The following is a 20,257-nucleotide window of genomic DNA, read 5'->3' as shown; positions in this document are numbered from 1 at the left end:
TCAGGGTGCAGTGCCCGGCCGCGACATCGTTGGGCTGGCGCTACGCAACACGGAAGCGGGATACGGAATTCTTCAGTTCCTCCGCCAGCTGGGAAAGCGTATGAATGGATTGCGCGGTCTGTTGCGTGCCCTGCTGCGTATGTTCGGTCACTGTCAGAATATTCTGGATGTTGCCGGCGACGCTGCTGGCCGACTGCGCCTGGCGCCCCGTGGCCGCGGAAATCTCCTGAATCAGTTCCGCCAGCTGATTGGAAACCCGGCGGATATCCAGCAGCGCGGCACCGGCGGCGTCCGACAGGCGAGCCCCCTCGACCACGCCCTGGGTGGACTTTTCCATTGCCGCCACGGCATCGTGGGTATCGGTCTGAATGGTGCGCACCAGCGCGCCGATCTGCTTGGTCGCTTCGGCGGAACGTTCCGCCAGCCGCTGCACTTCTTCCGCCACCACCGAGAAGCCGCGTCCCGCCTCGCCGGCGGAAGCGGCCTGGATCGCGGCATTGAGCGCCAGCACGTTGGTCTGTTCGGTAATGTCGGAAATCAGCTCGGTGATCTCGCCGATTTCCTGCGAGGATTCGCCCAGCCGCTTGATGCGCTTCGATGTTTCCTGGATCTGCTCGCGAATCTCCGTCATGCCCTTGATCGCGTTTTCCACCGCGCGCGATCCCTGCTCCGCGGCAGTCACCGAGTGGCGGGCCACCTCAGCGGATTCGCTGGCCGAACGCGAGACTTCGGTAATCTGGCTCGCCATCTGCAATACCGCCTGGCCGGTTTCCTGAATTTCCCTGGACTGCTTTTGGGATGCATCCAGCAGTTCGGCGGAAATATTCTGCGCTTCGTTCGATGCCGAGCGAACCTGCTCGGCGGTCTTGGTGACACGTCCGACCAGGCCGCGCAATTCCTCGACCGTGTAGTTCAGCGAATCGGCGATCGCGCCGGTAATGTCTTCCGACACCGTGGCCTGCACGGTCAGGTCGCCGTCAGCCACCTCCTGCAGTTCATTCATCAGCCGCAGAATCGCCGCCTGGTTCTGGTCATTGGCGGCCTTGGCCTGCTCTTCTTCGCGCTGCGCCTCCAGACGCTGGGCTTCCGCCGATTCACGCCGCGCTTCCGCTTCCTGCGCACGGTTCCGGCTGTCGAGCAGCAGCACGCGGGCAATGCCGGCAGCGGAAAGCAGCGCCGTCAGCGCGAAGACCAGCATGGGCCAGAAGGTCCAGCCTATCGATTCTTCATGGGCGCGGTAGGCGCGCTGCAGCTTGGTCAAACGCTCGCGGAGCGCTTCGTTTTCCGTAAAGATCAACTGCTCCGCCTGCTTGGCGGCGATGAAGTTCTGCAGGTTGCCGAGAATGCTGGAAACCGATTTCTGATAGTCGGCAAAGGTCTTTTGCAGCTCCATCAGCTTTTCGCGGGTGTCCGGATCACGGGTCACGGACAGGCGCATGATGTCGCTGCCGCTCAGGAAGCCATCGGTAATGTCGCGGAAGGTATTGGTATCCTTGCCGAGCAGGAAAGCGGTTTCCGGATTCACGCCTTCGGAGGTCAGGAATTCGTTGGCGCTGCGGCCCAGACGCTGGGTCAGCATCACCAGCTGGCCGGCCGCGGCAATTTCACGCGGCGAAGCGCCGCCCTGGGCCTTGAGCGTGGAGATCTGCTCGGTCAGTTCCAGCAGCGTCGGTGACAGCGCATTGAGCTTCTGCAGCGTGGCGCCGAAGCCGGACAATTCCTTCTGCAGCTTCAGCACCGTGCCCGCGGCCTTGTCGGAACTGGCCCAGGCCTTGCGCGTCTCGGCGAGGATATCGCTGATTTCGCCGCGCGCGCCAGGGATGGAGCGGCCCTGGTAGGCGCCGCCGTTGGCCAGCACATCGAGATCGGTGTTGAGCTCGCGCCGGCTGTCGACCAGCTGCGAGAACGCCGACGCATTACCCTGGATCGCGTTCGGCGCCGCCTTGCCGATACGCTGCGAGTGCATCAGCGCATTGCCGGCGATCTGCGACTGCAGCGAGTTGATGCTGGAGGTGGACGAATTGAGCCAGACCGCGCCGGAGCCGAGCAGCAGCGAGCCGCCCAGCAGGCCGAGCAGGATGCGCATCTGGTATTGCAGCGGAAAACGCCGGAACATCGACGGGGAAAACCTGGCGCTCACAGCCGCGGCGGACGCAGCCGGCCTGTCGGCATTCCTTGCCTTGTCCTTTTCCCCGGCCTTGCGGCCAGCGCCGGCGGAAGGCACTGCAGCCGACGCGGAAGCGGTATTGGCAAGCGCAGGCTCGAGTTCAGGCAGTGCGCGCTGTTTCTTGAGCTTGTTGAGGAAATCCAGATTGAACGCCATGCATAGTCTCCTGATGCCGATTACGGTAATTCCAGGCGCGACCGCCTGGCGGTCATGAACCTACATGCAAAAATCGGGAATCCCGCGTGATCAGGGAAAGATCCAGTTCAGTCCATTCCTGCGCCTCCTGGTCCAGATGCTGCCGGCCCAGCCATGACGCATTATCGGCAGCCGCGGCCGGATTCTTTAACGTCATGTCATTGCTGCTGCGCAGGCCCAGCACCCGCGACACCAGCAGTCCGCAGTTGAAACCAAGCAACGGCGCGAAGGCCACGATACGGCTTTCCTTGGTGATGACGGTGGTTTCTCCGCCCTGGAAACGGGCGAGATCGACCACGCCGATCAGGTTGCCGCGGACATTCACCAGGCCGCGATACCAGTCCTGCGTGAGCGGCACCGGCGTGATGCCGGCGATGGTCATGATTTCACCGGCCTGCTTCAGGTCCAGCAGCAGACGGCTTGCGCCGACCATCACGCCAAGCTGGTTGCGATGGAGCTCGGCGCCGCTGCGCGCGGCCTGCATGCGATCGACCAGGTGTGTCTGGTAATCACGCAGCCGAGCCCGCCGGCCGGCCCGGTCGGCAATGTTCTGCGTCGTTGGGGAAGCGTGTTGCTGCGCGGGCTGGAGGCTGGCCATGGCTTAGCCAAGCGCCGCTATTTTCGCCAGCAGTTCCTGCGGATCGACCGGCTTGACGATGTAGTCGCGGGCGCCCTGGCGCAGGCCCCAGATGCGATCGGTTTCCTGGCCCTTGCTGGTGCACATGATGATGGGCACGTCCTGGGTTTCGGGGTTGCGGCTGATGGCGCGCGTGACCTGGAAACCGTTCTGGCCCGGCATCACCACGTCCATCAGAATGAGCTGCGGCCGGTCGGCCTTGACCTTCAGCAGCGCTTCCTCGCCGTTTTCGGCGGTGGAAACGGAAAAGCCGTGCTTGATCAGGATGTCGGACAGAAAGTAACGCTCTGTCGGCGAATCATCGACTACCAGAATTTTTTGTATGGCCATCGCATTAACCTTGGAATGAGTGCACTACCGGGAGACCGCGGCTGCCGTGTATTCGCGCACCGTGCGCAGCAGGCTGTCTTTGGTGAACGGCTTGGTGAGATAGGCGTTGGAGCCGACCATGGCGCCGCGCGCACGGTCGAACAGGCCGTCCTTGGAGGACAGCATCACGACGGGCGTTGAATGGAACCGCACGCTTTTTCTGATCAGCGAGCATGTCTGGTAGCCGTCCAGGCGTGGCATCAGGATGTCGCAGAAGATCAGGGCTGGATTGTGGTCATTCATTTTTGCCAGCGCGTCGAAACCGTCTTCCGCCAGAACGGTCTGGTACCCTGCCTGCCCCAGGAAAATCTCTGCCGACCGTCGGATCGTGCTGCTGTCGTCGATCACCATGATTTTCAGGGCGACGTTTTCAGTAGGTGTTGTCATGGCGCCATCCTGTTGAAGCTTCGTAATATACGGCGCATTCATGACTAAAAGCAAGATCGTTAAATCGGCATCACGGGGCCATCATTCCCTGACGTGGTATTTATGCGAATGCTTGGGAAATTGCTACTGGCAATCGCACGAATGCGCGATATGCCAATGTCACATTGTTAAACGGCGACCATTTCAAAGTCTTCCTTGCGGGCGCCGCATTCCGGGCAGGTCCAGTTCATCGGGACCTGGTCCCAGCGTGTGCCGGCGGCGATGCCCTCTTCCGGCAGGCCTTCGGCCTCGTCATAGATCCAGCCACAGATCAGGCACATCCAGGTTTTGTAGTCGGTTGCGGCTGTTGTGTCATTGCTCACGGTGTACTGCCCTTCAAGTAAAATGCAAAGTCGGATATCTTAATCTAGTCCCTGTGCAAAACCAAACTTCTCCGCTCGTGATGAGCTTCAATGTCGCCGATCCGGTCGGCGCCACCGGCATACAGGCCGACCTGGCTTCATTCGCCGCGATGGGCTGCCATGGCCTTTCCGTCGTTACCGCGATTGCCGTCGGCGATACCGCCCGCGTCGAGGATGCGCAGACCATCGAGGCCGACTGGGTGTCTGACCAGGCGCGGGTCATGCTGGAGGACATGCCGGTGTCGGCCTTCAAGGTCGGCTACCTGGGCGGCATCGAGAATGTCTCGGTGATCGCCGAGATCGTCTCCGACTACCCCGACATTGCGCTGGTGCTGGACCCCTTCTCCAGCCGCATGCCCGACCTCGGCAGCGACGGCGAGGACCTGCTGGTGGCCGTGCGCGAATTGCTGGTGCCACAGACCACCCTGCTGCTGCTGTCGGCGGTGGAATTGTCGCGGCTGGCCGAAACCTGGCGCGAACCCAGCAACCGCGACATGCTGGCCGACGACGCGATGCACCTGGTGGACCTGGGCTGCGAATACGTGTTCGTCACCAATGCGCCGGACGAGGTGCAGAAGGTGGCCAACAGCCTGTTCAACGAGTCCGGCCGCGTGCGGCACGACAGCTGGGCGCGCCAGCCCGGCGCCTTCAGCGGCGCCGGCAGCACGCTGTCGGCTACCATCGCCGCGATGCTGGCCAATGGCCTGGATGTGCCGGAAGCCGTGCTGGAAGCGCAGGAATTCATCGTGGCCGCCCTGGCCCATGCCGGCCGGATGGGCATGGGCAAGCTGATACCGGACCGCCTGTTCTGGGCCCGCGATACGGACGAAATGGCCTGACCGCGCCTCTGCCCTTTCTCCGCAGCCGTCCCGCCAACCTTTATAAAGCGATTACCATGACTTCGAACAACGACATCCTGTTTGAACGCGCCCAGCGCACCACGCCTGGCGGCGTCAATTCCCCGGTGCGCGCCTTCCGTTCCGTGGGCGGCACGCCGCGCTTCATCACCCGCGCCGCCGGCCCCTATTTCTGGGATGCCGACGATCGCCGCTATATCGACTACATCGGCTCCTGGGGACCGGCCATCGTCGGCCATGCCCATCCGACCGTGATCAAGGCCGTGCAGGAAGCGGCCGAGCGCGGCCTGTCGTTCGGCGCGCCGACCGAGGGCGAGGTGCAGATGGCCGAGGAAATTTGCCGGCTGGTGCCGTCGCTGGAGCAGGTGCGTCTGGTGTCCTCGGGCACCGAGGCGGCAATGAGCGCGCTGCGCCTGGCGCGCGGCGCCACCGGCCGCGACCTGGTGGTGAAGTTCGAAGGCTGCTACCACGGCCATGCCGATTCCCTGCTGGTGAAGGCGGGCAGCGGCCTGCTGACCTTCGGCAATCCGACCTCGTCGGGCGTGCCGGAAGACTTTGCCCGCCACACCATGGTGCTCGACTTCAACGATCCGCAACAGCTCGAGGACACCTTCGCCAAGGTCGGCGACCGCATTGCCTGCGTGATCGTCGAACCGGTGGCCGGCAACATGAACCTGCTGCCGGCCACGCCGGAATTCCTGCAGACCATGCGCCGCCTGTGCAGCAAGCATGGCGCGCTGCTGGTGTTCGACGAGGTGATGTCGGGCTTCCGCGTGGCGCTGGGCGGCGCGCAGTCGATCTACAAGATCACGCCGGACATGACGGTACTGGGCAAGGTGATCGGCGGCGGACTGCCGGTGGCGGCCTTCGGCGGACGCGCCGACATCATGAAGCACCTGGCTCCGCTGGGCGGCGTGTACCAGGCCGGCACCCTGTCGGGCAATCCGGTGGCGGTGGCGGCCGGCATGACGACGCTGAAACTGATCCAGGCGCCCGGCTTCCACGAGGCACTGTCGGCGCAGACCGCGCGCATGGTGGCAGGCATGACGGAAGCAGCGCGTGCGGCCGGCGTGGCCTTCTGCGGCGATTCGGTGGGCGGCATGTTCGGCATCTATTTTGCGCAGACGGTGCCGCGCTCCTATGCCGAGATGATGAAGTGCGACAAGAGCGCCTTCAACGCCTTCTTCCATGCGATGCTCGATGCCGGCGTCTACCTGGCGCCATCGGCGTTCGAGGCCGGCTTCCTCTCCGCGCAGCATGACGACGCGGTGGTGGATGCCACCCTGGATGCGGCCCGCGCCGCCTTTGCCGCCATCGCCTGACGCGGCGCGGCATTGTTTGCCCTCATGCCGCCATGGCCATGGCTGTGCAGGCGGCATGAGGGCGGCGCAGAATAATCCATCTGCATGAGGGAGTCCGATATGTCTCTTCCTGGCCAACTGGCGCGGCGGCTTCTGCCCTGGCTGTCCATTCTGTTTGCGCTGCTGCTCTCCGGCTGCGCCGGCACCATCGTGCGCAGCGAGGTTACGGCGTTTCATGAATGGCCGGCCGAAGCGGGCGAGAAAAGCTATACCTTCCGGCGGGACGCCGCGCAGGCCAACGACCTGGAATACCGCAATTACGAAAACCTGGTGCGCGCCGAATTGCAGCGCCTGGGCTTTTCCGAGTCGGACCGCGGCCGCCTGAACGTCAGCCTCGATTACCACGTCGATGCGCGCGACCTGCGGGTGGTGGAGCCGGTGATTGTCGATCCCTGGTACGGTCCGGGCTTCTTCGGCCGGTATCGCTATCCTTATGGCTTCTACAGCCCGTTCGCCGATCCGTTCTGGTTTGGCCCGCCGGTGGTGCAGCCGGTCGAGCGGCGCTTCGTGGTCTACAGCCGGCAACTGAAGATCACGATCAGCCGCGCCGCCGATGGCCGCAACCTGTATCAGGTCACGGTCGACAGCCAGGGCCAGACGCCAACGCTGGCGACCGTGATGCCGGCCATGGTAAAGAGCGCCTTCGCCGACTTTCCCGGACCGAGCGGCGTGCCGCGGGTGCTGGAGCTGAAGGTCGAGCCGACCAACTGAGCCGGGCAATCGCAGCCAATCAGGCCGCTTCCCGTGCCGGATGCGCCTGCCGGTGGTACAGGAATTCCAGCACCGCGGTGCGGTACTGCGAATAGCGCGCATCCTGCGCCAGCGCCACCCGTTCGCGCGGCCGCTCCAGTTCCACCTGCAAGATCTCGCCGATGGTGGCCGCGGGGCCATTGGTCATCATCACGATACGGTCCGACAGCAGCACTGCCTCGTCGACATCATGGGTCACCATCACCACGGTGGAGCTGGTGCGGGCGACGATCTTCAGCAGCTCGTCCTGCAGATGGGCCCGGGTCAGCGCATCGAGCGCGCCGAAGGGCTCGTCCATCAGCAGCACCTTGGGCTCCATGGACAGCGCGCGGGCAATCCCGACGCGCTGCTTCATCCCGCCGGAGATTTCATTCGGGCGCTTCTGCGCCGCATGGGCCAGGCCCACCATCGCCAGCGCGGCATTGGCGCGTTCCTTCAACTGCGCGCGGCTCTCGCTGGCGCCGAACACCCGCTCCACCGCCAGATAGACGTTTTCGAAGCAGGTCAGCCAGGGCAGCAGCGAATGGTTCTGGAACACCACCGCCCGTTCCGGCGCCGGGCCGGCGATCTCGCGGTTGGCGCACAGCAGCGCGCCGCCGCTGGCCTTGAGCAGGCCGGCGATCAGGTTCAGCAGCGTGGACTTGCCGCAGCCCGAGTGGCCGATCAGTGTGATGAATTCGCCCTTGGCCACGGTCAGGTTGATGTCCTGCAGCGCCTGGAACACGCCGTTGCGGGTGTTGAAGGACATCTGCGCGTCCTGGATATCGATGAATTTACGGTTGTCCATGGTGCTGTCCTCAGTTCTTGACATCTTCATAGGTGAATGCGCGGGCCAACATGACCAGCGCCTGCTCCAGCACCAGGCCGACCAGGCCGATGGCAAAGATGGCGATGATGATGTGCGGCACATTGAGGTTGTTCCATTCGTCCCACACCCAGAAGCCGATGCCAACGCCGCCGGTCAGCATTTCCGCCGCCACGATCACCAGCCAGGCGGTGCCGATGGACAGGCGCACGCCGGTCAGCATGTAGGGCAGCACCGAGGGGAACAGGATGCGGGTCAGGATCTTCCATTCCGACAGGTTCAGCACCCGCGCCACGTTCATGTAGTCCTGCGGCACCCGCTGCACGCCGACCGCGGTGTTGATGATCATGGGCCAGATCGAGCAGATGAAGATGGCCCAGATCGATGCCGGGTTGGCGGCCTTGAACACCAGCAGGCCGATCGGCAGCCAGGCCAGCGGCGATACCGGCTTCAGGATCGAGATGAGGGGATTGAACATTGCGGCCAGGATGCGGAAGCGGCCGATCAGGAAGCCGGCCGGGATGCCCACCGCGGCCGCCAGGCCGAAGCCCACCGCCACCCGCTGCAGCGAGGCCAGCAGGTTCCAGCCTATGCCCTGGTCATTCGGGCTCTTGCGGTAGAAGGGGTCGGAAAATATCTTCACCGCCTCTTCCAGCGTGGCCAAGGGCGACGGGATGCCGCTGCTGCTGACCGAGACGATCTGCCAGATCAGCACCAGGAAGCCCATGCCCAGCATGGGCGGCAGCACCACGCCGGCCAGTGCGCGCAGCCGCAGCCGCAGGGACATGCCGGCCGGCCTGGCGCGGGCCACGGGCTTCTGCGCCGGGGCTGCTGCGGCGATCTGGGGGGCCGGGCTCGCCGCGTCCGGCGAGGCGAGAGGATTGGCAGGGTCGAGGGATTTCATCACAGCGCTCATGGCGTTTCCTGTTCTGGCGGTTGGTCGATCAGACCTTGATGTTGAAGGAGGCCGCATAGGCCTGCGGATTCTTGCCGTCCCATACCGCGCCGTCGACCAGCTTGCTGCTGCGCATGGCGTCCTTCGGCACGCTGACCTTGGCCATGCCGGCGGCGTCCTTGTACAGGTCGATCTGGTTGATCTGCTTCGCCACGGCCAGATAGTCCACATCGTTCTTCAGCAGGCCCCAGCGCTTCTGCTGGGTCAGGAACCACATGCCGTCGGACAGGTAGGGGAAGTTCACCGCGCCGTCGTTGAAGAACTTCATGTGATTCGGGTCGTCCCAGGTCTTGCCCAGGCCGTTCTGGTAGCGGCCGAGAATGCGCTGGTTGATCACGTCCACCGAGGTGTTCACATAAGACTTGTCGGCGATTGTTTCGGCCATCTTGTTCTTGTTCGACAGCGATGCATCGATCCACTTGCCTGCTTCCAGCACCGCCGCGGTCAGCGCGCGCGCCGTGTTCGGATATTTCTTCACCCACTCGGCGCTGGTGCCCAGCACCTTCTCGGGATGGTCGCGCCAGATGTCCTGCGTGGTGATGGCGGTAATGCCAATGCCGTCGGCGATGGCGCGATGGCCCCAGGGCTCGCCGACGCAGTAGCCGTCCATGTTGCCGACCCGCATATTGGCCACCATCTGCGGCGGCGGCACGGTGATGATCTTGGCATCCTTCATCGGATCGATGCCGTTGGCCGCCAGCCAGTAGTAGAGCCACATCGCATGGGTGCCGGTCGGGAAGGTCTGGGCGAAGGTGTATTCGCGCTTCTCTGCTTTCATCAGCCTGGCCAGCGATGCGCCGTCGACTGCGCCCTTGTCGGCCAGCTTCTTCGACAGCGTGATCGCCTGGCCATTGTTATTGAGGGTCATCAGCACCGCCATGTCCTTCTTCGGGCCCGACACGCCCAGGTGCACGCCATAGATGAGGCCATACAGCACATGGGCGGCATCGAGTTCGCCGTTGACCAGCTTGTCGCGCACGCCCGGCCAGGACGCCTCCTTGGACGGCGTGATCCTGATGCCGTACTTCTTGTCGATGCCCAGCACCGATGCCATCACCACCGACGCGCAGTCGGTCAGCGGAATGAAGCCGACCTTGACCTCTTCCTTTTCCGGCTTGTCCGAGCCGGCTGCCCAGGCGCCCCGGGTGGACAGCGCGGAAAAGGCGCCGGCGAGGCCGGCCGCGGCGCCCGCCTTGAGCATGCTGCGGCGGGTCAATGATGATTTGTCTGCTTTGGCTGTCATGGCTTCCTTGCGTCGAGAAACGGGAGCGATCCCATAAGATCGCGGCCACCATTGGCCGCGACCCACTACCGTGTTGTGCGCCTCCCTTGGCGCTCACTGCCATACAGCAATTGGTATGCCAGCACAGTAGAAAACCGGTTTGCCTCACCGCGAGGCGTGATTTGCCCTGCGCCTGTGCGACGCACCAGGACAGCGCGGGTTTTCAAAGGAGAAGAAGAGGAAGGCGGCGGGAAAAGTGCAGGCCATGCCCGGAACATGGCCCGGCGGTGGTGCGGTTAAATGAGTAGATCAGCCACGTCGATCATGCGCTGCGCCACATCGGACAGCTTCAGGTTCTTGTCCATGGCCAGGCGGCGCAGCTTGCGGTAGGCCTCGTCCTCGCTGCAGCGGTGGCGCTCCATCAGCAGGCCCTTGGCGCGCTCGATCACCTTGCGCTCGGCCAGCTTCATGCGGGTTTCGGAGAGCTCGTCGCGCAGCTTGCGGTCGACCTCGAACCGCGCCACCGCCACGTCCAGCACGGCCTTGACCCAGTCCGCCGACAGCCCGGCGGCGACATAGGCCGAGACGCCGGCCTCCAGCGCCGCATGCATGCGGTCGCGGTCGCCGTCCTCGGAAAAGCAGATGATGGGCCGCGGCGCGTTGGTGGTGGCCGACACCACTTCCTTCAGCGCGGCGTCGGACTGGGCGTCGACGATGATCACATCCGGCTGCAGGTGGGCGATCTGCTCCTGCAGCCTGGCGTCCGGCGGCAGCGCGGCCAGGATGTTGTAGCCGGCTTCGAGCAGGCTGATGCGCAGCGTGCGGGCGCGCTCGGCCCGCTCGATGGCGGCGGCATCCGCGCCGTCGGCGGGAACCAGGGAATTGACGACGACAATGCGCAGCAGTTTCGAATCGGTCATGGAGGTCATGGGTCTGATAAGCGCAGGGGCGCTTTCCTTTACAATACCGCTTTGCAAAAAGCTTGCCACCCTCTTCCGGTCCTTCTGAATGATAGTCCTCGGCGTCGAATCCTCCTGCGATGAAACCGGCCTGGCCCTGTACGACACGCAGCGCGGCCTGCTGTCCCATGCCTTGCATTCGCAGGTGGCCATGCATGAACAATACGGCGGCGTGGTGCCGGAACTGGCGTCGCGCGACCATATCCGGCGCGCGCTGCCGCTGCTGGAACAGGTGCTGGCCCAGGGCGGCACCGACCGCCATGCGATCGATGCGATCGCCTATACCCAGGGCCCCGGCCTGGCCGGCGCGCTGCTGGTCGGCGCTTCCGTCGCCTGCGGGCTGGGCCTGGCGCTGGACAAGCCGGTGCTGGGCGTGCATCACCTGGAAGGCCACCTGCTGTCGCCGCTGCTGGCCAGCGAGCCGCCGGAATTTCCCTTCGTCGCATTGCTGGTATCGGGCGGCCATACCCAGCTGATGCGGGTCGATGGCGTTGGCCGCTACACGCTCCTGGGCGAGACGGTGGACGATGCGGCCGGCGAGGCGTTCGACAAGTCGGCCAAGCTGCTGGGCCTGGGTTATCCGGGCGGTCCGGCGATTTCGCGGCTGGCGGAATTCGGCGATCCGGGCGTCTATACCCTGCCGCGGCCGATGCTGCATTCGAAGAACCTCAATTTCAGCTTTTCCGGGCTCAAGACCGCGGTGCTGACGCTGGTGAAGAACAACATCACCAATATCTGCGAGCAGGACAAGGCCAATGTGGCGCGCGCCTTCGTCGATGCGATCGTGGAAGTGCTGGTGGCGAAGTGCCTGGCGGCGCTGAAGCAGACCGGGCTGAAGCGACTGGTGATCGCCGGCGGCGTCGGCGCCAACCGGCAGTTGCGGGAAGCACTGAATGCGGCGGCGGCGAAAAAACGCTTCCGGGTGTTTTACCCGGAACTGGAGTTCTGCACCGACAACGGGGCGATGATCGCCTTTGCCGGCGCGATGCGGCTGCAATTGCAGCCGGAAGCGGCGCAGAAGGACTATGCCTTCAATGTGCGGCCGCGCTGGCCGCTGGATGAACTGAGGATCTGAGGCCAGGGCCGGCGCAGATGCCGCCTGCCGGCGCCTGCGATGGACCGTGATCCAGCACGGCTGCCAGAACAGCCGCTACGACTTCTTGCTGCCGATGCGGCTTTCCTTGCCGCTGATCAGGTTGGCAATATTCTTGCCATGGCGATAAACCAGCAGCACGCTCATCGCCACCACCGCCAGCAATTGCACATCGACGCCGAACAGCAGCACATAGAAGAACGGCGCAAACAGGCTGGCCACCAGCGCCGCCAGCGAAGAATAGCGGAAGGCATAGGCGATGATCAGCCAGGTGGCCAGCGTTCCCAGTCCCAGCCAGACATTCAGGCCCAGCAACACGCCGAGCGCGGTGGCCACGCCCTTGCCGCCGACGAAACGGAAAAACACCGGCCACAGATGGCCGAGAAAGACCGCGATCGCCACCAGCGCAATGCCGCCCTCTTCCACGCCGAACTGCGGCGCGAGGCGGATGGCCAGCCAGACCGCGAACCAGCCCTTTGCGCAGTCGCCGATCAGCGTGGCGATTGCCGCCTTCTTGTTGCCGCTGCGCAGCACATTGGTGGCGCCCGGATTTTTCGAGCCGTAGGTGCGCGGGTCGGCGATGCCGAACAGCCGGCTGCAAACCACGGCAAAGGAAATGGAGCCGATCAGATAGGCGGCAACGGCGAACAAAACGGTATACATAGACTCCCTGGGTCTTATTGATGGTGTCGGAGCCGGCTATTGCCCGGCCAGCGCGCATGATACAGCGGTCACCGGGAGTATCGCAGGGAGAACGGCCGGATCGAGGCCGACCAGGTAGCCGCGCCGGCCGCCGTTGATGTAGATCCGCTCCAGCCCGAGGATGCCCTGTTCGACATATACCGGCATGGCCTTGCGGGTGCCGAACGGCGAGGTGCCGCCGACCTGGTAGCCGGAATGCCGCTGCGCAACCTCGGGCGCGCAGGGTTCGACCGACTTGCAGCCGATCTGGCGCGCCAGGTTCTTGGTCGACACCTTGCAGTCGCCGTGCATCAGCACGATCAGCGGCTTGCCGGCCTCGTCCTGCATCACCAGGGTCTTGACCACCTGGTGTTCATTCACGCCCAGCTCGCGCGCCGACACCGTGGTGCCGCCATGTTCCTCGTACTGATAGGGATGTTCCGAGAACACAATGCGCTGGCGCCGCAGATACTGGGTGGCCGGGGTCTCGGAGATATGCTCTTTCCTGCTCATGCGTGATACGCTCATTCGAAATTTTGGTGAGGTATTATGCAACAGGAAATTCGCCTGGCGACCTTTAACGTCCTGAACCTCGCCCGTCCCGGCCTGCGCTTCTACGACGGCATCGAACCCTATACCGAAGCGCAGTACGGCGCCAAGATCGACTGGCTGGCGCGCCAGTTCGACCGGCTCGACGCCGATGTCATTGCCCTGCAGGAAGTGTTTTCGCAGGACGCGGTCAGGGACGTGATGGCCCGCAGCGAACGCTACCGCGATGCCGTCCATATCGGCTTCGAGCCCGAGCCGGGCAAGCTTACACCCAGCGTTGCGCTGGTCACCCGGCTGCCGCTGGCCGGCGAGCCCGTCAAGCATGTGGACCTGCCGCGTGGCTTGGCGGTGCCGCTGCTGGACCTGAAGGAAGCCATGACCCGCTTCACCCGGCCGGTGCTGCAGGTGCCGGTCCTGCTGGCGCCTGGACTGGCGCTGACGATTTTTGTGGTCCACCTCAAATCCAAGCGACCTGACTACCGGACCGATGACAATGAAACCGATCCCGCCAGCGTCGGCGCGGCGGTATTGCGATCCATGGTGCGGCGCGGCGCCGAAGCGCTGGGCCTGCGCTACCTGCTGACCGACTTCGCCGCCGGCCGGCGCCTGCCGATGATGGTGATGGGCGACTTCAATGATGTGGCCGACGCGGTGCCGACCCAGATGGCGCTGGGCGGCGGCCGTGGTTTGAATGGCCATGACGAACGGATGTTTGAATGCTACCGGCTGCAGTCACGGCGCGACCCGCTGCGCGATGTCGGCTATACCCATGTGCATGACGGCAACTTTGAGACCATCGACCATGTGCTGGTCTCGGAGGAGTTCAATCCGGCATCAAAGCATGCGCTGGGTGAAGTGCTCGACGTGGCCTACCTGAATGACCATGTCATTTTCCGCGCCCCCGAAACCTCCGACCACGGCGCGGTGCTGGTCAGGCTGCGCCTGTTCCAGCGGTAACCGGATCAGGGCGTTTCGGTCTGGGAATCGTGTTCCACCGGCTCGGGCAGCGCTTCCGTGCCGCTGGCCTGGGTATCGCCACTCTCGCCACTCTCGCCGCTTTCGCTTCCGCGCTCCTGCTTGCGCTTCAGCTTCTCTTCCTTCTTGCGCTTCTTTTCAAGCTCTTTCTGCCGCTTCTCATACTGAAAATTGGTTTTCGCCACGACGTTCTCTCCGATGAAGGACTACTGGGTGGGCTGTCCCAGCATCGTAGCATGCCGAACTTTTATTCGATAATCGCTCCACGCTCAATAAGGAGATCGCGCAATACGGTGCGGTGGCAGCGGGCCGGGTCGACGCAGTAGCAGCCCAGGGACAAGGCGGTCTGGTGCGACAGCGCCGCCAGCAGGTCGAGCAGGCGGGCGGCGTCGGGCTTGTTCATCTGGGCGATGAAGTGCCTGCGGCAGCGGGATAGAGAGGCGTCATCCTCCGCCTGCAGCCAGGTTTTCACCAGTTCCGGTTCAGGCGAGAGCAGCGGCAGCCAGACGTCGTAGAAGTCGCGCCGGGCGAAGTCGGCCTTGGGCACGCCGCGCGGCGGACGCCGCACGGTGCCCAGCCGCAAGCCCTCGCCTTGCACGCGCGGGCTGCCGAGACGGACGATGCGGATCGCCATGGCGCCAATCATTTCGTCAGCCGCGGGGATGATGCTGCGCATGCAGCAGCTTCAGACGCTCGCGGGCGACGTGGGTATAGATCTGGGTGGTGGAAATGTCGGCATGGCCCAGCAGCAACTGCACCACCCGCAGGTCGGCGCCATGGTTGAGCAGATGGGTGGCGAAGGCATGGCGCAGGGTATGCGGCGACAGCGGCGCATTGATGCCGGCCTTCAACGCATGTTTCTTGATCAGTATCCAGAACATCTGCCGGGTCATCGCGCCGCCGCGGGCAGTGACGAACAGGGCGTCATCGGTCTGCCCGTTCAGGATGGCGCCGCGCGCTTCCTTCAGGTAACGCTCGATCCAGCCGCGCGCCTCGTCGCCGAACGGCACCAGCCGCGTCTTGTCGCCCTTGCCGGTGATGCGCAGCACGCCTTCGTTCATGCCGACTTCCATGGATTTGAGCAGCACCAGTTCCGATACCCGCAGGCCACTGGCATACATCAGTTCCAGCATGGTGCGGTCGCGCAGGCCCAGCGGCGTGCCGGTGTCGGGCGCGGCCAGCAGCGCCTCGACCTGGGCCTCCGACAATGTCTTGGGGAAACGCTGCGGCTGGCGCGCCGAACGCATGCGCAGGCAGGGGTCGATGGCAATGCGGTTCTGCCGCAGCGCCATCTGGTAATAGCGCCGCAGCACCGCCAGCCGGCGGTTCGACGAGGTGGCGCGGCTGTCGGCATGGCGGGCGGCGAAATAGCCGTTGAGTTCCGGCGCGCCCGCCGCGTCCAGCGGCTTGCCGTGCTCGGCTTCCAGCCAAACCGCAAACAGGGTGAGGTCGCGCCGGTAGGCTTCCAGGGTGTTCTTCGCCAGGCCGTCTTCCAGCCACAGGGTGTCGCAGAAGGCATCGATCTGCGGCTGGCTTGCGAGCGCCTTTGCTGCCTGCTCCATCAGTAGCCCTCCACGCCTTCATGGGCCAGCAGCCAGCGCTTGACCCGCAGGTGAAAGCCATCGGCGTCGGCGCTGTTGGCAAAGCCGCCCAGCCCGCCGGCCGCGGTGACGCGGTGGCACGGCACCGCCAGCGGAAACCAGTTGGCGCCGCAGGCCTGGCCCACCGCGCGCGGCGCCGAGCCGAGCAGGCGGGCGATGTCGCCATAGGTGCGCACCCGGCCGGGCGGAATGGCGGAGATCGCGGACCAGACCTTTTGCTGGAATGGCGTGCCGGCTGCCTGCAGCGGCAGGTCGAAGCGGAATTCAGGGTCGGCGAAATAGCGTTGCAGCTGGCGCGCGACCTGTCCGGCCAGGTCATCGACCGGGTCCAGCAGCGCATGGGATGGCGGCAGGTACACCAGTTCACGCACCAGGCCATGGTCGGTGCGCACGCCCATCGCGCCAAACGGGGCCGGCACGACGGCGGAGAAAATCGAGGGAATCGGCATGGCCGCCAGCATAAAGGAAAAATGGGCGCGCGGCACCGGCAAGGCTTGCGCCGGAGGGTAAAGCTTTCATCAGGCATGCGCTACAGTAGAAAGGCAGCGCAACAGGGCTGCATACCTGCCGGCACGCCACGTTACTGAGCAGGAACGCGTTTTCATTTACGGGAGAAGAACAATGACCCAGCCATCCATCCCGCACCGGCCCGCGATCAACTGGACGCCGCGCGCTGGCCGTCGCCGGTCCCGCACCCAGCGCATCGTGCGCCGCGAGGGCAAGCCGCTGATTGCCGCCACCGAATTCACCGCCGCCGTGGCCATCGTCGCCGAGCGCATCGACATCAAGGCGCTGGCCCACCTGCCGATGGTGGCGCAGTCGCCGCTGATGGTGCGCCTGCCCGGCGCCGGCGTGGCGGCCATCTTCCGCTATGGCGCGGTGGCCTTCTTCGCCGAGGAAGCCGGCGACCGCGAATGGCTGATGGCCAGCATCGGTCCCGCCAGTTCGGGCAAGGGCGACGCGCTGGCCGAGGAAAAGGCGACTGTCATCGTCGACCCGGAAACCCATGAAGGCCCGGTTGGCAATGCCATCCACATCCATGCGGCCGACCGCGACCGGCTGCAGCTGCTGGCCGAAGTGATGTCCAAGGCGGCCATGCTGTCCTTCCAGGAACGCCGCTCGGCCGGCGAATTCGACCGCATCGAACCCTTGGCGCAGGACCTGGCCGACGACGGCCGCTTCTCGGTGCGCTCCCAGGAACTGATGCGGGCAGTGGGCAACATGCTGCTGTCGGAACACAGGCTGACCAGCCGAGCCGAGGTGATGGACAAGCCCGAGCTGTTATGGAGCAACAGCCACCTTGAAGGACTGCATGCGCGGCTCGAAGGCGACTATGAAATCATCGACCGCGCCAAGGCGCTGGAGCGCAAGCTGGCCACGCTGGTGCGCACTGCCGAAACGCTGCTGGAGACGGTCCGCTACAAGAGTTCGCACCGGGTCGAGTGGTACATCGTGGCGCTGATCGTGATGGAGCTGGTGGTGTCGCTGTATGGGCATTTCGGCCACTAGGCGCCCGGCCTGGAAATGCTGACGCAGTTGACGCACTTCCGAACCTTGTCCGGTGGTGATGCTGGCATCGGCCGGGATGCCGCGTGCCACTTCGAAATGCAAATGCAGCCTCGCCGCATGGTGATGCTCGTTGAGCCACAATCCCCACATCATGCGCGGCAAGGCCGGCAACAAGCTGCCTTCGACGGCAGTCAGCGTGCGCAAGGCGTTGTGCTGGTTGGACATGGGCGCTGCCGGCATTTGCGCGCTCAATTCCCTGAAAATCTCGCGCACTGGCTCGGCATCGAAGGCTGATCCCGCTTCCGACAGCGAGCTGAGCGAAACGCGATGACATTTCAGCCGGCGCTGCACGCACTCCAGGTCGGTGAGCTTGCGCATGCAGCGCAGTGTTCTTAGGGTCGGGTTGAAGAAATACAGAAGCAACAAGCCGACATACTGATTGCAGAAGAATTGCCGCTTGTCAGTCTTGTCGTGTGGGCTTCCCGCCTTCGATCAACGGGACTTCACGGCAACGGCTACTACAACTGCAGATACCACTTCAAAAGCAATGGCAACGGTCGCTGCGCGGACTTCAAAAGCAACCGAAACCTAAACCGCGACCGCAAGTGCCGCTTTCGTTCATCGCCATTTCTCTAAGCCTTCCAGAAATGAAAGAAGCCCGCTGTCTCCAGCAGGCTTCTCTATCCCAAGCAACTGGCTTGTAAAGAAATGCAGCGATCACAGATCGCCACCCTTTTCCACCTTACTCGGCAGCGCCGGCTTCCTTCACTTCACGCGCAGCCTTGCCTGCTTCCGCACCCTTCGGCACCGGCAACAGCGGTACGCCCAGCGAAGCACGCACCTTGTTTTCGATTTCCAGCGCCAGTTCCGGACGCTCTTTCAGGAAGTTGCGTGCATTGTCCTTGCCCTGGCCGATGCGCTCGCCGTTGTAGCTGTACCAGGCGCCCGACTTCTCGATGATCTTTGCATCCGCGCCCAGGTCCAGGATCTCGCCTTCGCGCGAGGTGCCTTCTCCGTACAGGATGTCGAAGTGCGCTTCCTTGAACGGCGGCGCAATCTTGTTCTTCACGACCTTGACCTTGGTTTCATTGCCGATCACTTCATCGCCCGATTTGATCGAGCCGGTACGGCGAATGTCCAGGCGCACCGACGCATAGAACTTCAGCGCATTGCCGCCGGTGGTGGTTTCCGGGTTGCCGAACATCACGCCGATCTTCATGCGGATCTGGTTGATGAAGATCACCAGGGTGTTGGTGCGGTTGATCGAGCCGGTCAGCTTGCGCAGCGCTTGCGACATCAGGCGGGCCTGCAGGCCAGGCAGGGAGTCACCCATGTCGCCTTCGATTTCGGCGCGCGGCGTCAGTGCCGCCACCGAGTCGACAACGATCAGGTCAACGCCGCCGGAACGCACCAGCGCATCGCAAATTTCCAGTGCCTGCTCGCCGGTGTCCGGCTGGGAAATCAGCAGGTCCTGCAGGTTGATGCCCAGCTTCTGCGCATACACCACGTCCAGCGCATGCTCGGCGTCGATGAAGGCGCAGGTGCCGCCCATTTTCTGCATCTGCGCAATGGTCTGCAGCGTCAGCGTGGTCTTGCCCGAGGATTCCGGACCGTAGATTTCCACTACCCGGCCGCGCGGCAGGCCGCCTACGCCCAGCGCAATGTCCAGTCCCAGCGAACCGGTGGAAACGGTCTGCACTTCCTCGACCACCGCGCCGTCAGCCATGCGCATGACGGAGCCCTTGCCAAACTGCTTTTCGATCTGGGCCAGCGCGGCAGCAAGTGCCTTGGATTTGTCCGAGCCGGAGATTGCTGCTTTCTTGTCGTCCATAAATTTCTTTCAGCGTGAGATCAACGATGGATAGTCTGATTCAACGAATTTATTTCACAGCCAGTACTGTACAAAAATCCAGTACTTTATGCAAGCTAAACCTGGGTTTTTTATGGACCGAGACAGTACACTAAATGTTCGCTGAAAATCTGCCGAATCATTGATAGTTGTTCGATGTTCGCCTGATTTATTGCCGGGTAGACAAAAAGACAATAGACTGGCGCCAACTAGAGGGGACACCGTTTCACCATGCGTATTCTGTTAGCTGAAGATGACGGCGTACTGGCCGATGGCCTGACCCGTTCCCTGCGCCAGTCGGGCTATGCGACCGACTGCGTCAAGTCCGGCCAGGAAGCCGATTCCGCACTTTCCACCCAGGATTTCGACCTGCTGATCCTCGACCTTGGCCTGCCAAGGATGAGCGGCCTGGAAGTGCTGCGGCGGCTACGGGCGCGCAACTCCCGGCTGCCGGTGCTGATCCTGACCGCCAACGACTCCGTAGACCAGCGGGTCAAGGGCCTGGACCTCGGCGCCGACGACTTCATGGCCAAGCCGTTTGCCCTGTCCGAGCTGGAGGCGCGGGTGCGGGCACTGGTGCGGCGCGGCGTCGGCGGCGGGCCGACCGTGATCCGGCATGGGCCGCTGTGCTACGACCAGGTCGGCCGCATCGCCTACATCAATGACCAGATGCTGGACCTGTCGGCGCGCGAGCTGGGCCTGCTGGAAGTGCTGCTGCAGCGCACCGGCCGCCTGGTGTCCAAGGAACAGCTGGTGGACCACATGTGCGAATGGGGCGAGGAAGTCAGCAACAATGCGATCGAGGTCTATGTGCACCGGCTGAGGAAGAAGATCGAGACCGGCGGCGTGCGCATCGCCACCGTGCGCGGGCTGGGCTACTGCCTGGAGAAGTACAGCGAAGCCGCCCATCCGCCTGCCCCCGCCAGTTGACAGGG

General features: G+C 64.0%; 24 protein-coding genes. 8 read left to right on the top strand and 16 right to left on the bottom strand.

Translation table 11 applies throughout. The features are described 5' to 3' along the window. Positions 1 to 40: 40 nt before the first annotated feature. The 5 genes from IGW04_RS14875 to IGW04_RS14855 all read right to left on the bottom strand — a co-directional run bounded on the left by IGW04_RS14875 (position 41) and on the right by IGW04_RS14855 (position 4,075). The gene (locus IGW04_RS14875) at positions 41 to 2,323 is read right to left on the bottom strand and encodes a methyl-accepting chemotaxis protein (RefSeq protein WP_194713865.1); all 2,283 of its coding nucleotides are present in this window, start codon (positions 2,321 to 2,323) and stop codon (positions 41 to 43) included. A 52-nt stretch (positions 2,324 to 2,375) separates the two neighbouring features. Beyond that, positions 2,376 to 2,960, bottom strand: coding sequence for a chemotaxis protein CheW (locus IGW04_RS14870; RefSeq protein ID WP_228527109.1), 585 nt, complete (start codon positions 2,958 to 2,960; stop codon positions 2,376 to 2,378). A 3-nt stretch (positions 2,961 to 2,963) separates the two neighbouring features. Then, on the bottom strand, positions 2,964 to 3,329 hold the full coding sequence (locus IGW04_RS14865; RefSeq protein ID WP_194713864.1) for a response regulator transcription factor: 366 nt from the start codon (positions 3,327 to 3,329) through the stop codon (positions 2,964 to 2,966). Between the two features lie 24 nt (positions 3,330 to 3,353). After that, complete coding sequence (locus IGW04_RS14860; protein WP_194713863.1) at positions 3,354 to 3,755, bottom strand: response regulator; 402 nt, start codon at positions 3,753 to 3,755, stop codon at positions 3,354 to 3,356. 167 nt (positions 3,756 to 3,922) lie between these two features. Beyond that, positions 3,923 to 4,075, bottom strand: coding sequence for a rubredoxin (locus IGW04_RS14855; RefSeq protein ID WP_194713895.1), 153 nt, complete (start codon positions 4,073 to 4,075; stop codon positions 3,923 to 3,925). Between the two features lie 95 nt (positions 4,076 to 4,170). Between IGW04_RS14855 and thiD the strand changes: the two genes are divergently transcribed. The 3 genes from thiD (at position 4,171) to IGW04_RS14840 (ending at position 7,085) form a co-directional block, all read left to right on the top strand. Then, entirely contained in the window at positions 4,171 to 4,995 is an 825-nt protein-coding gene (gene thiD / locus IGW04_RS14850) for a bifunctional hydroxymethylpyrimidine kinase/phosphomethylpyrimidine kinase (protein WP_194713862.1), read from the top strand. A 56-nt stretch (positions 4,996 to 5,051) separates the two neighbouring features. Continuing rightward, positions 5,052 to 6,335 carry a glutamate-1-semialdehyde 2,1-aminomutase gene (gene hemL / locus IGW04_RS14845; protein WP_194713861.1) on the top strand — a complete coding sequence of 428 codons (1,284 nt, stop codon included), beginning with the start codon at positions 5,052 to 5,054 and terminating at the stop codon, positions 6,333 to 6,335. A 99-nt stretch (positions 6,336 to 6,434) separates the two neighbouring features. Further along, a complete protein-coding gene (locus tag IGW04_RS14840) occupies positions 6,435 to 7,085 on the top strand; it encodes a DUF4136 domain-containing protein (protein ID WP_194713860.1) in 651 nt (216 codons plus the stop codon). 19 nt (positions 7,086 to 7,104) lie between these two features. Here IGW04_RS14840 and IGW04_RS14835 read toward each other — a convergent pair whose 3' ends face one another. The 4 genes from IGW04_RS14835 to IGW04_RS14820 form a co-directional block, all read right to left on the bottom strand. Beyond that, positions 7,105 to 7,911 (bottom strand): ABC transporter ATP-binding protein, encoded by an 807-nt coding sequence (locus IGW04_RS14835; RefSeq protein ID WP_194713859.1) that lies wholly within the window; start codon positions 7,909 to 7,911, stop codon positions 7,105 to 7,107. Between the two features lie 10 nt (positions 7,912 to 7,921). Then, entirely contained in the window at positions 7,922 to 8,845 is a 924-nt protein-coding gene (ntrB, locus tag IGW04_RS14830; protein ID WP_194713858.1) for a nitrate ABC transporter permease, read from the bottom strand. Between the two features lie 28 nt (positions 8,846 to 8,873). Then, positions 8,874 to 10,085: a CmpA/NrtA family ABC transporter substrate-binding protein gene (locus IGW04_RS14825; protein ID WP_228527114.1), complete on the bottom strand. Its 1,212-nt coding sequence runs from the start codon at positions 10,083 to 10,085 to the stop codon at positions 8,874 to 8,876. A 317-nt stretch (positions 10,086 to 10,402) separates the two neighbouring features. After that, entirely contained in the window at positions 10,403 to 11,026 is a 624-nt protein-coding gene (locus IGW04_RS14820; protein WP_194713856.1) for an ANTAR domain-containing response regulator, read from the bottom strand. An 88-nt stretch (positions 11,027 to 11,114) separates the two neighbouring features. Here IGW04_RS14820 and tsaD point away from each other — a divergent pair, with 88 nt between their 5' ends. Continuing rightward, positions 11,115 to 12,140: a tRNA (adenosine(37)-N6)-threonylcarbamoyltransferase complex transferase subunit TsaD gene (gene tsaD, locus IGW04_RS14815; protein WP_194713855.1), complete on the top strand. Its 1,026-nt coding sequence runs from the start codon at positions 11,115 to 11,117 to the stop codon at positions 12,138 to 12,140. A 75-nt stretch (positions 12,141 to 12,215) separates the two neighbouring features. On the opposite strand, the gene plsY is transcribed toward tsaD, so the two are convergent. Beyond that, the gene (plsY, locus tag IGW04_RS14810) at positions 12,216 to 12,821 is read right to left on the bottom strand and encodes a glycerol-3-phosphate 1-O-acyltransferase PlsY (protein WP_194713854.1); all 606 of its coding nucleotides are present in this window, start codon (positions 12,819 to 12,821) and stop codon (positions 12,216 to 12,218) included. A gap of 36 nt (positions 12,822 to 12,857) precedes the next feature. Then, a complete protein-coding gene (locus IGW04_RS14805; RefSeq protein WP_194713853.1) occupies positions 12,858 to 13,352 on the bottom strand; it encodes an aminoacyl-tRNA deacylase in 495 nt (164 codons plus the stop codon). Positions 13,353 to 13,388: 36 nt separating this feature from the next. Here IGW04_RS14805 and IGW04_RS14800 point away from each other — a divergent pair, with 36 nt between their 5' ends. Next, positions 13,389 to 14,345 carry an endonuclease/exonuclease/phosphatase family protein gene (locus IGW04_RS14800; protein WP_194713852.1) on the top strand — a complete coding sequence of 319 codons (957 nt, stop codon included), beginning with the start codon at positions 13,389 to 13,391 and terminating at the stop codon, positions 14,343 to 14,345. Positions 14,346 to 14,350: 5 nt separating this feature from the next. On the opposite strand, the gene IGW04_RS14795 is transcribed toward IGW04_RS14800, so the two are convergent. The 4 genes from IGW04_RS14795 to IGW04_RS14780 form a co-directional block, all read right to left on the bottom strand. After that, the gene (locus IGW04_RS14795) at positions 14,351 to 14,548 is read right to left on the bottom strand and encodes a hypothetical protein (protein WP_194713851.1); all 198 of its coding nucleotides are present in this window, start codon (positions 14,546 to 14,548) and stop codon (positions 14,351 to 14,353) included. A 62-nt stretch (positions 14,549 to 14,610) separates the two neighbouring features. Next, positions 14,611 to 14,997 carry a DUF488 domain-containing protein gene (locus tag IGW04_RS14790; protein WP_194713894.1) on the bottom strand — a complete coding sequence of 129 codons (387 nt, stop codon included), beginning with the start codon at positions 14,995 to 14,997 and terminating at the stop codon, positions 14,611 to 14,613. Positions 14,998 to 15,013: 16 nt separating this feature from the next. Next, a complete protein-coding gene (gene xerD, locus IGW04_RS14785; RefSeq protein ID WP_194713850.1) occupies positions 15,014 to 15,925 on the bottom strand; it encodes a site-specific tyrosine recombinase XerD in 912 nt (303 codons plus the stop codon). Further along, positions 15,925 to 16,425, bottom strand: coding sequence for a methylated-DNA--[protein]-cysteine S-methyltransferase (locus IGW04_RS14780; protein WP_407672127.1), 501 nt, complete (start codon positions 16,423 to 16,425; stop codon positions 15,925 to 15,927). Before IGW04_RS14780 ends, xerD begins: the two co-directional genes overlap by 1 nt. A gap of 160 nt (positions 16,426 to 16,585) precedes the next feature. Here IGW04_RS14780 and IGW04_RS14775 point away from each other — a divergent pair, with 160 nt between their 5' ends. Then, positions 16,586 to 17,473 carry an RMD1 family protein gene (locus tag IGW04_RS14775; RefSeq protein WP_194713848.1) on the top strand — a complete coding sequence of 296 codons (888 nt, stop codon included), beginning with the start codon at positions 16,586 to 16,588 and terminating at the stop codon, positions 17,471 to 17,473. A gap of 15 nt (positions 17,474 to 17,488) precedes the next feature. After that, complete coding sequence (locus tag IGW04_RS14770; RefSeq protein WP_194713847.1) at positions 17,489 to 17,767, top strand: hypothetical protein; 279 nt, start codon at positions 17,489 to 17,491, stop codon at positions 17,765 to 17,767. 448 nt (positions 17,768 to 18,215) lie between these two features. Here IGW04_RS14770 and recA read toward each other — a convergent pair whose 3' ends face one another. After that, a complete protein-coding gene (gene recA / locus IGW04_RS14765) occupies positions 18,216 to 19,304 on the bottom strand; it encodes a recombinase RecA (RefSeq protein ID WP_194713846.1) in 1,089 nt (362 codons plus the stop codon). 249 nt (positions 19,305 to 19,553) lie between these two features. On the opposite strand from recA, the gene IGW04_RS14760 reads away from it, so the two are divergent. After that, the gene (locus IGW04_RS14760) at positions 19,554 to 20,252 is read left to right on the top strand and encodes a response regulator transcription factor (protein WP_194713845.1); all 699 of its coding nucleotides are present in this window, start codon (positions 19,554 to 19,556) and stop codon (positions 20,250 to 20,252) included. Positions 20,253 to 20,257: the final 5 nt, after the last annotated feature.

It is taken from the genome of Noviherbaspirillum soli (assembly GCF_015352955.1).
Taxonomy (GTDB): Bacteria; Pseudomonadota; Gammaproteobacteria; order Burkholderiales; family Burkholderiaceae_D; genus Noviherbaspirillum_A; species Noviherbaspirillum_A soli.
The sequence above is the reverse complement of the archived record's forward strand: the minus strand, read 5'-3'. Positions and strand labels throughout refer to the sequence as shown.

Coding starts and splice junctions, on each gene's coding strand:
- hemL (WP_194713861.1), top strand. CDS start 5,052: ATGACTTCGAACAACGACATCCTGTTTGAACGCGCCCAGCGCACCACG.
- IGW04_RS14865 (WP_194713864.1), bottom strand. CDS start 3,329: ATGGCCATACAAAAAATTCTGGTAGTCGATGATTCGCCGACAGAGCGT.
- plsY (WP_194713854.1), bottom strand. CDS start 12,821: ATGTATACCGTTTTGTTCGCCGTTGCCGCCTATCTGATCGGCTCCATT.
- IGW04_RS14800 (WP_194713852.1), top strand. CDS start 13,389: ATGCAACAGGAAATTCGCCTGGCGACCTTTAACGTCCTGAACCTCGCC.
- IGW04_RS14775 (WP_194713848.1), top strand. CDS start 16,586: ATGACCCAGCCATCCATCCCGCACCGGCCCGCGATCAACTGGACGCCG.
- IGW04_RS14790 (WP_194713894.1), bottom strand. CDS start 14,997: ATGGCGATCCGCATCGTCCGTCTCGGCAGCCCGCGCGTGCAAGGCGAG.
- IGW04_RS14875 (WP_194713865.1), bottom strand. CDS start 2,323: ATGGCGTTCAATCTGGATTTCCTCAACAAGCTCAAGAAACAGCGCGCA.
- IGW04_RS14805 (WP_194713853.1), bottom strand. CDS start 13,352: ATGAGCAGGAAAGAGCATATCTCCGAGACCCCGGCCACCCAGTATCTG.
- IGW04_RS14855 (WP_194713895.1), bottom strand. CDS start 4,075: ATGTGCCTGATCTGTGGCTGGATCTATGACGAGGCCGAAGGCCTGCCG.
- xerD (WP_194713850.1), bottom strand. CDS start 15,925: ATGGAGCAGGCAGCAAAGGCGCTCGCAAGCCAGCCGCAGATCGATGCC.
- IGW04_RS14840 (WP_194713860.1), top strand. CDS start 6,435: ATGTCTCTTCCTGGCCAACTGGCGCGGCGGCTTCTGCCCTGGCTGTCC.
- IGW04_RS14835 (WP_194713859.1), bottom strand. CDS start 7,911: ATGGACAACCGTAAATTCATCGATATCCAGGACGCGCAGATGTCCTTC.
- IGW04_RS14825 (WP_228527114.1), bottom strand. CDS start 10,085: ATGCTCAAGGCGGGCGCCGCGGCCGGCCTCGCCGGCGCCTTTTCCGCG.
- IGW04_RS14770 (WP_194713847.1), top strand. CDS start 17,489: ATGCTGACGCAGTTGACGCACTTCCGAACCTTGTCCGGTGGTGATGCT.
- IGW04_RS14760 (WP_194713845.1), top strand. CDS start 19,554: ATGCGTATTCTGTTAGCTGAAGATGACGGCGTACTGGCCGATGGCCTG.
- IGW04_RS14870 (WP_228527109.1), bottom strand. CDS start 2,960: ATGGCCAGCCTCCAGCCCGCGCAGCAACACGCTTCCCCAACGACGCAG.
- IGW04_RS14780 (WP_407672127.1), bottom strand. CDS start 16,425: ATGCTGGCGGCCATGCCGATTCCCTCGATTTTCTCCGCCGTCGTGCCG.
- tsaD (WP_194713855.1), top strand. CDS start 11,115: ATGATAGTCCTCGGCGTCGAATCCTCCTGCGATGAAACCGGCCTGGCC.
- ntrB (WP_194713858.1), bottom strand. CDS start 8,845: ATGAGCGCTGTGATGAAATCCCTCGACCCTGCCAATCCTCTCGCCTCG.
- recA (WP_194713846.1), bottom strand. CDS start 19,304: ATGGACGACAAGAAAGCAGCAATCTCCGGCTCGGACAAATCCAAGGCA.
- IGW04_RS14860 (WP_194713863.1), bottom strand. CDS start 3,755: ATGACAACACCTACTGAAAACGTCGCCCTGAAAATCATGGTGATCGAC.
- IGW04_RS14820 (WP_194713856.1), bottom strand. CDS start 11,026: ATGACCGATTCGAAACTGCTGCGCATTGTCGTCGTCAATTCCCTGGTT.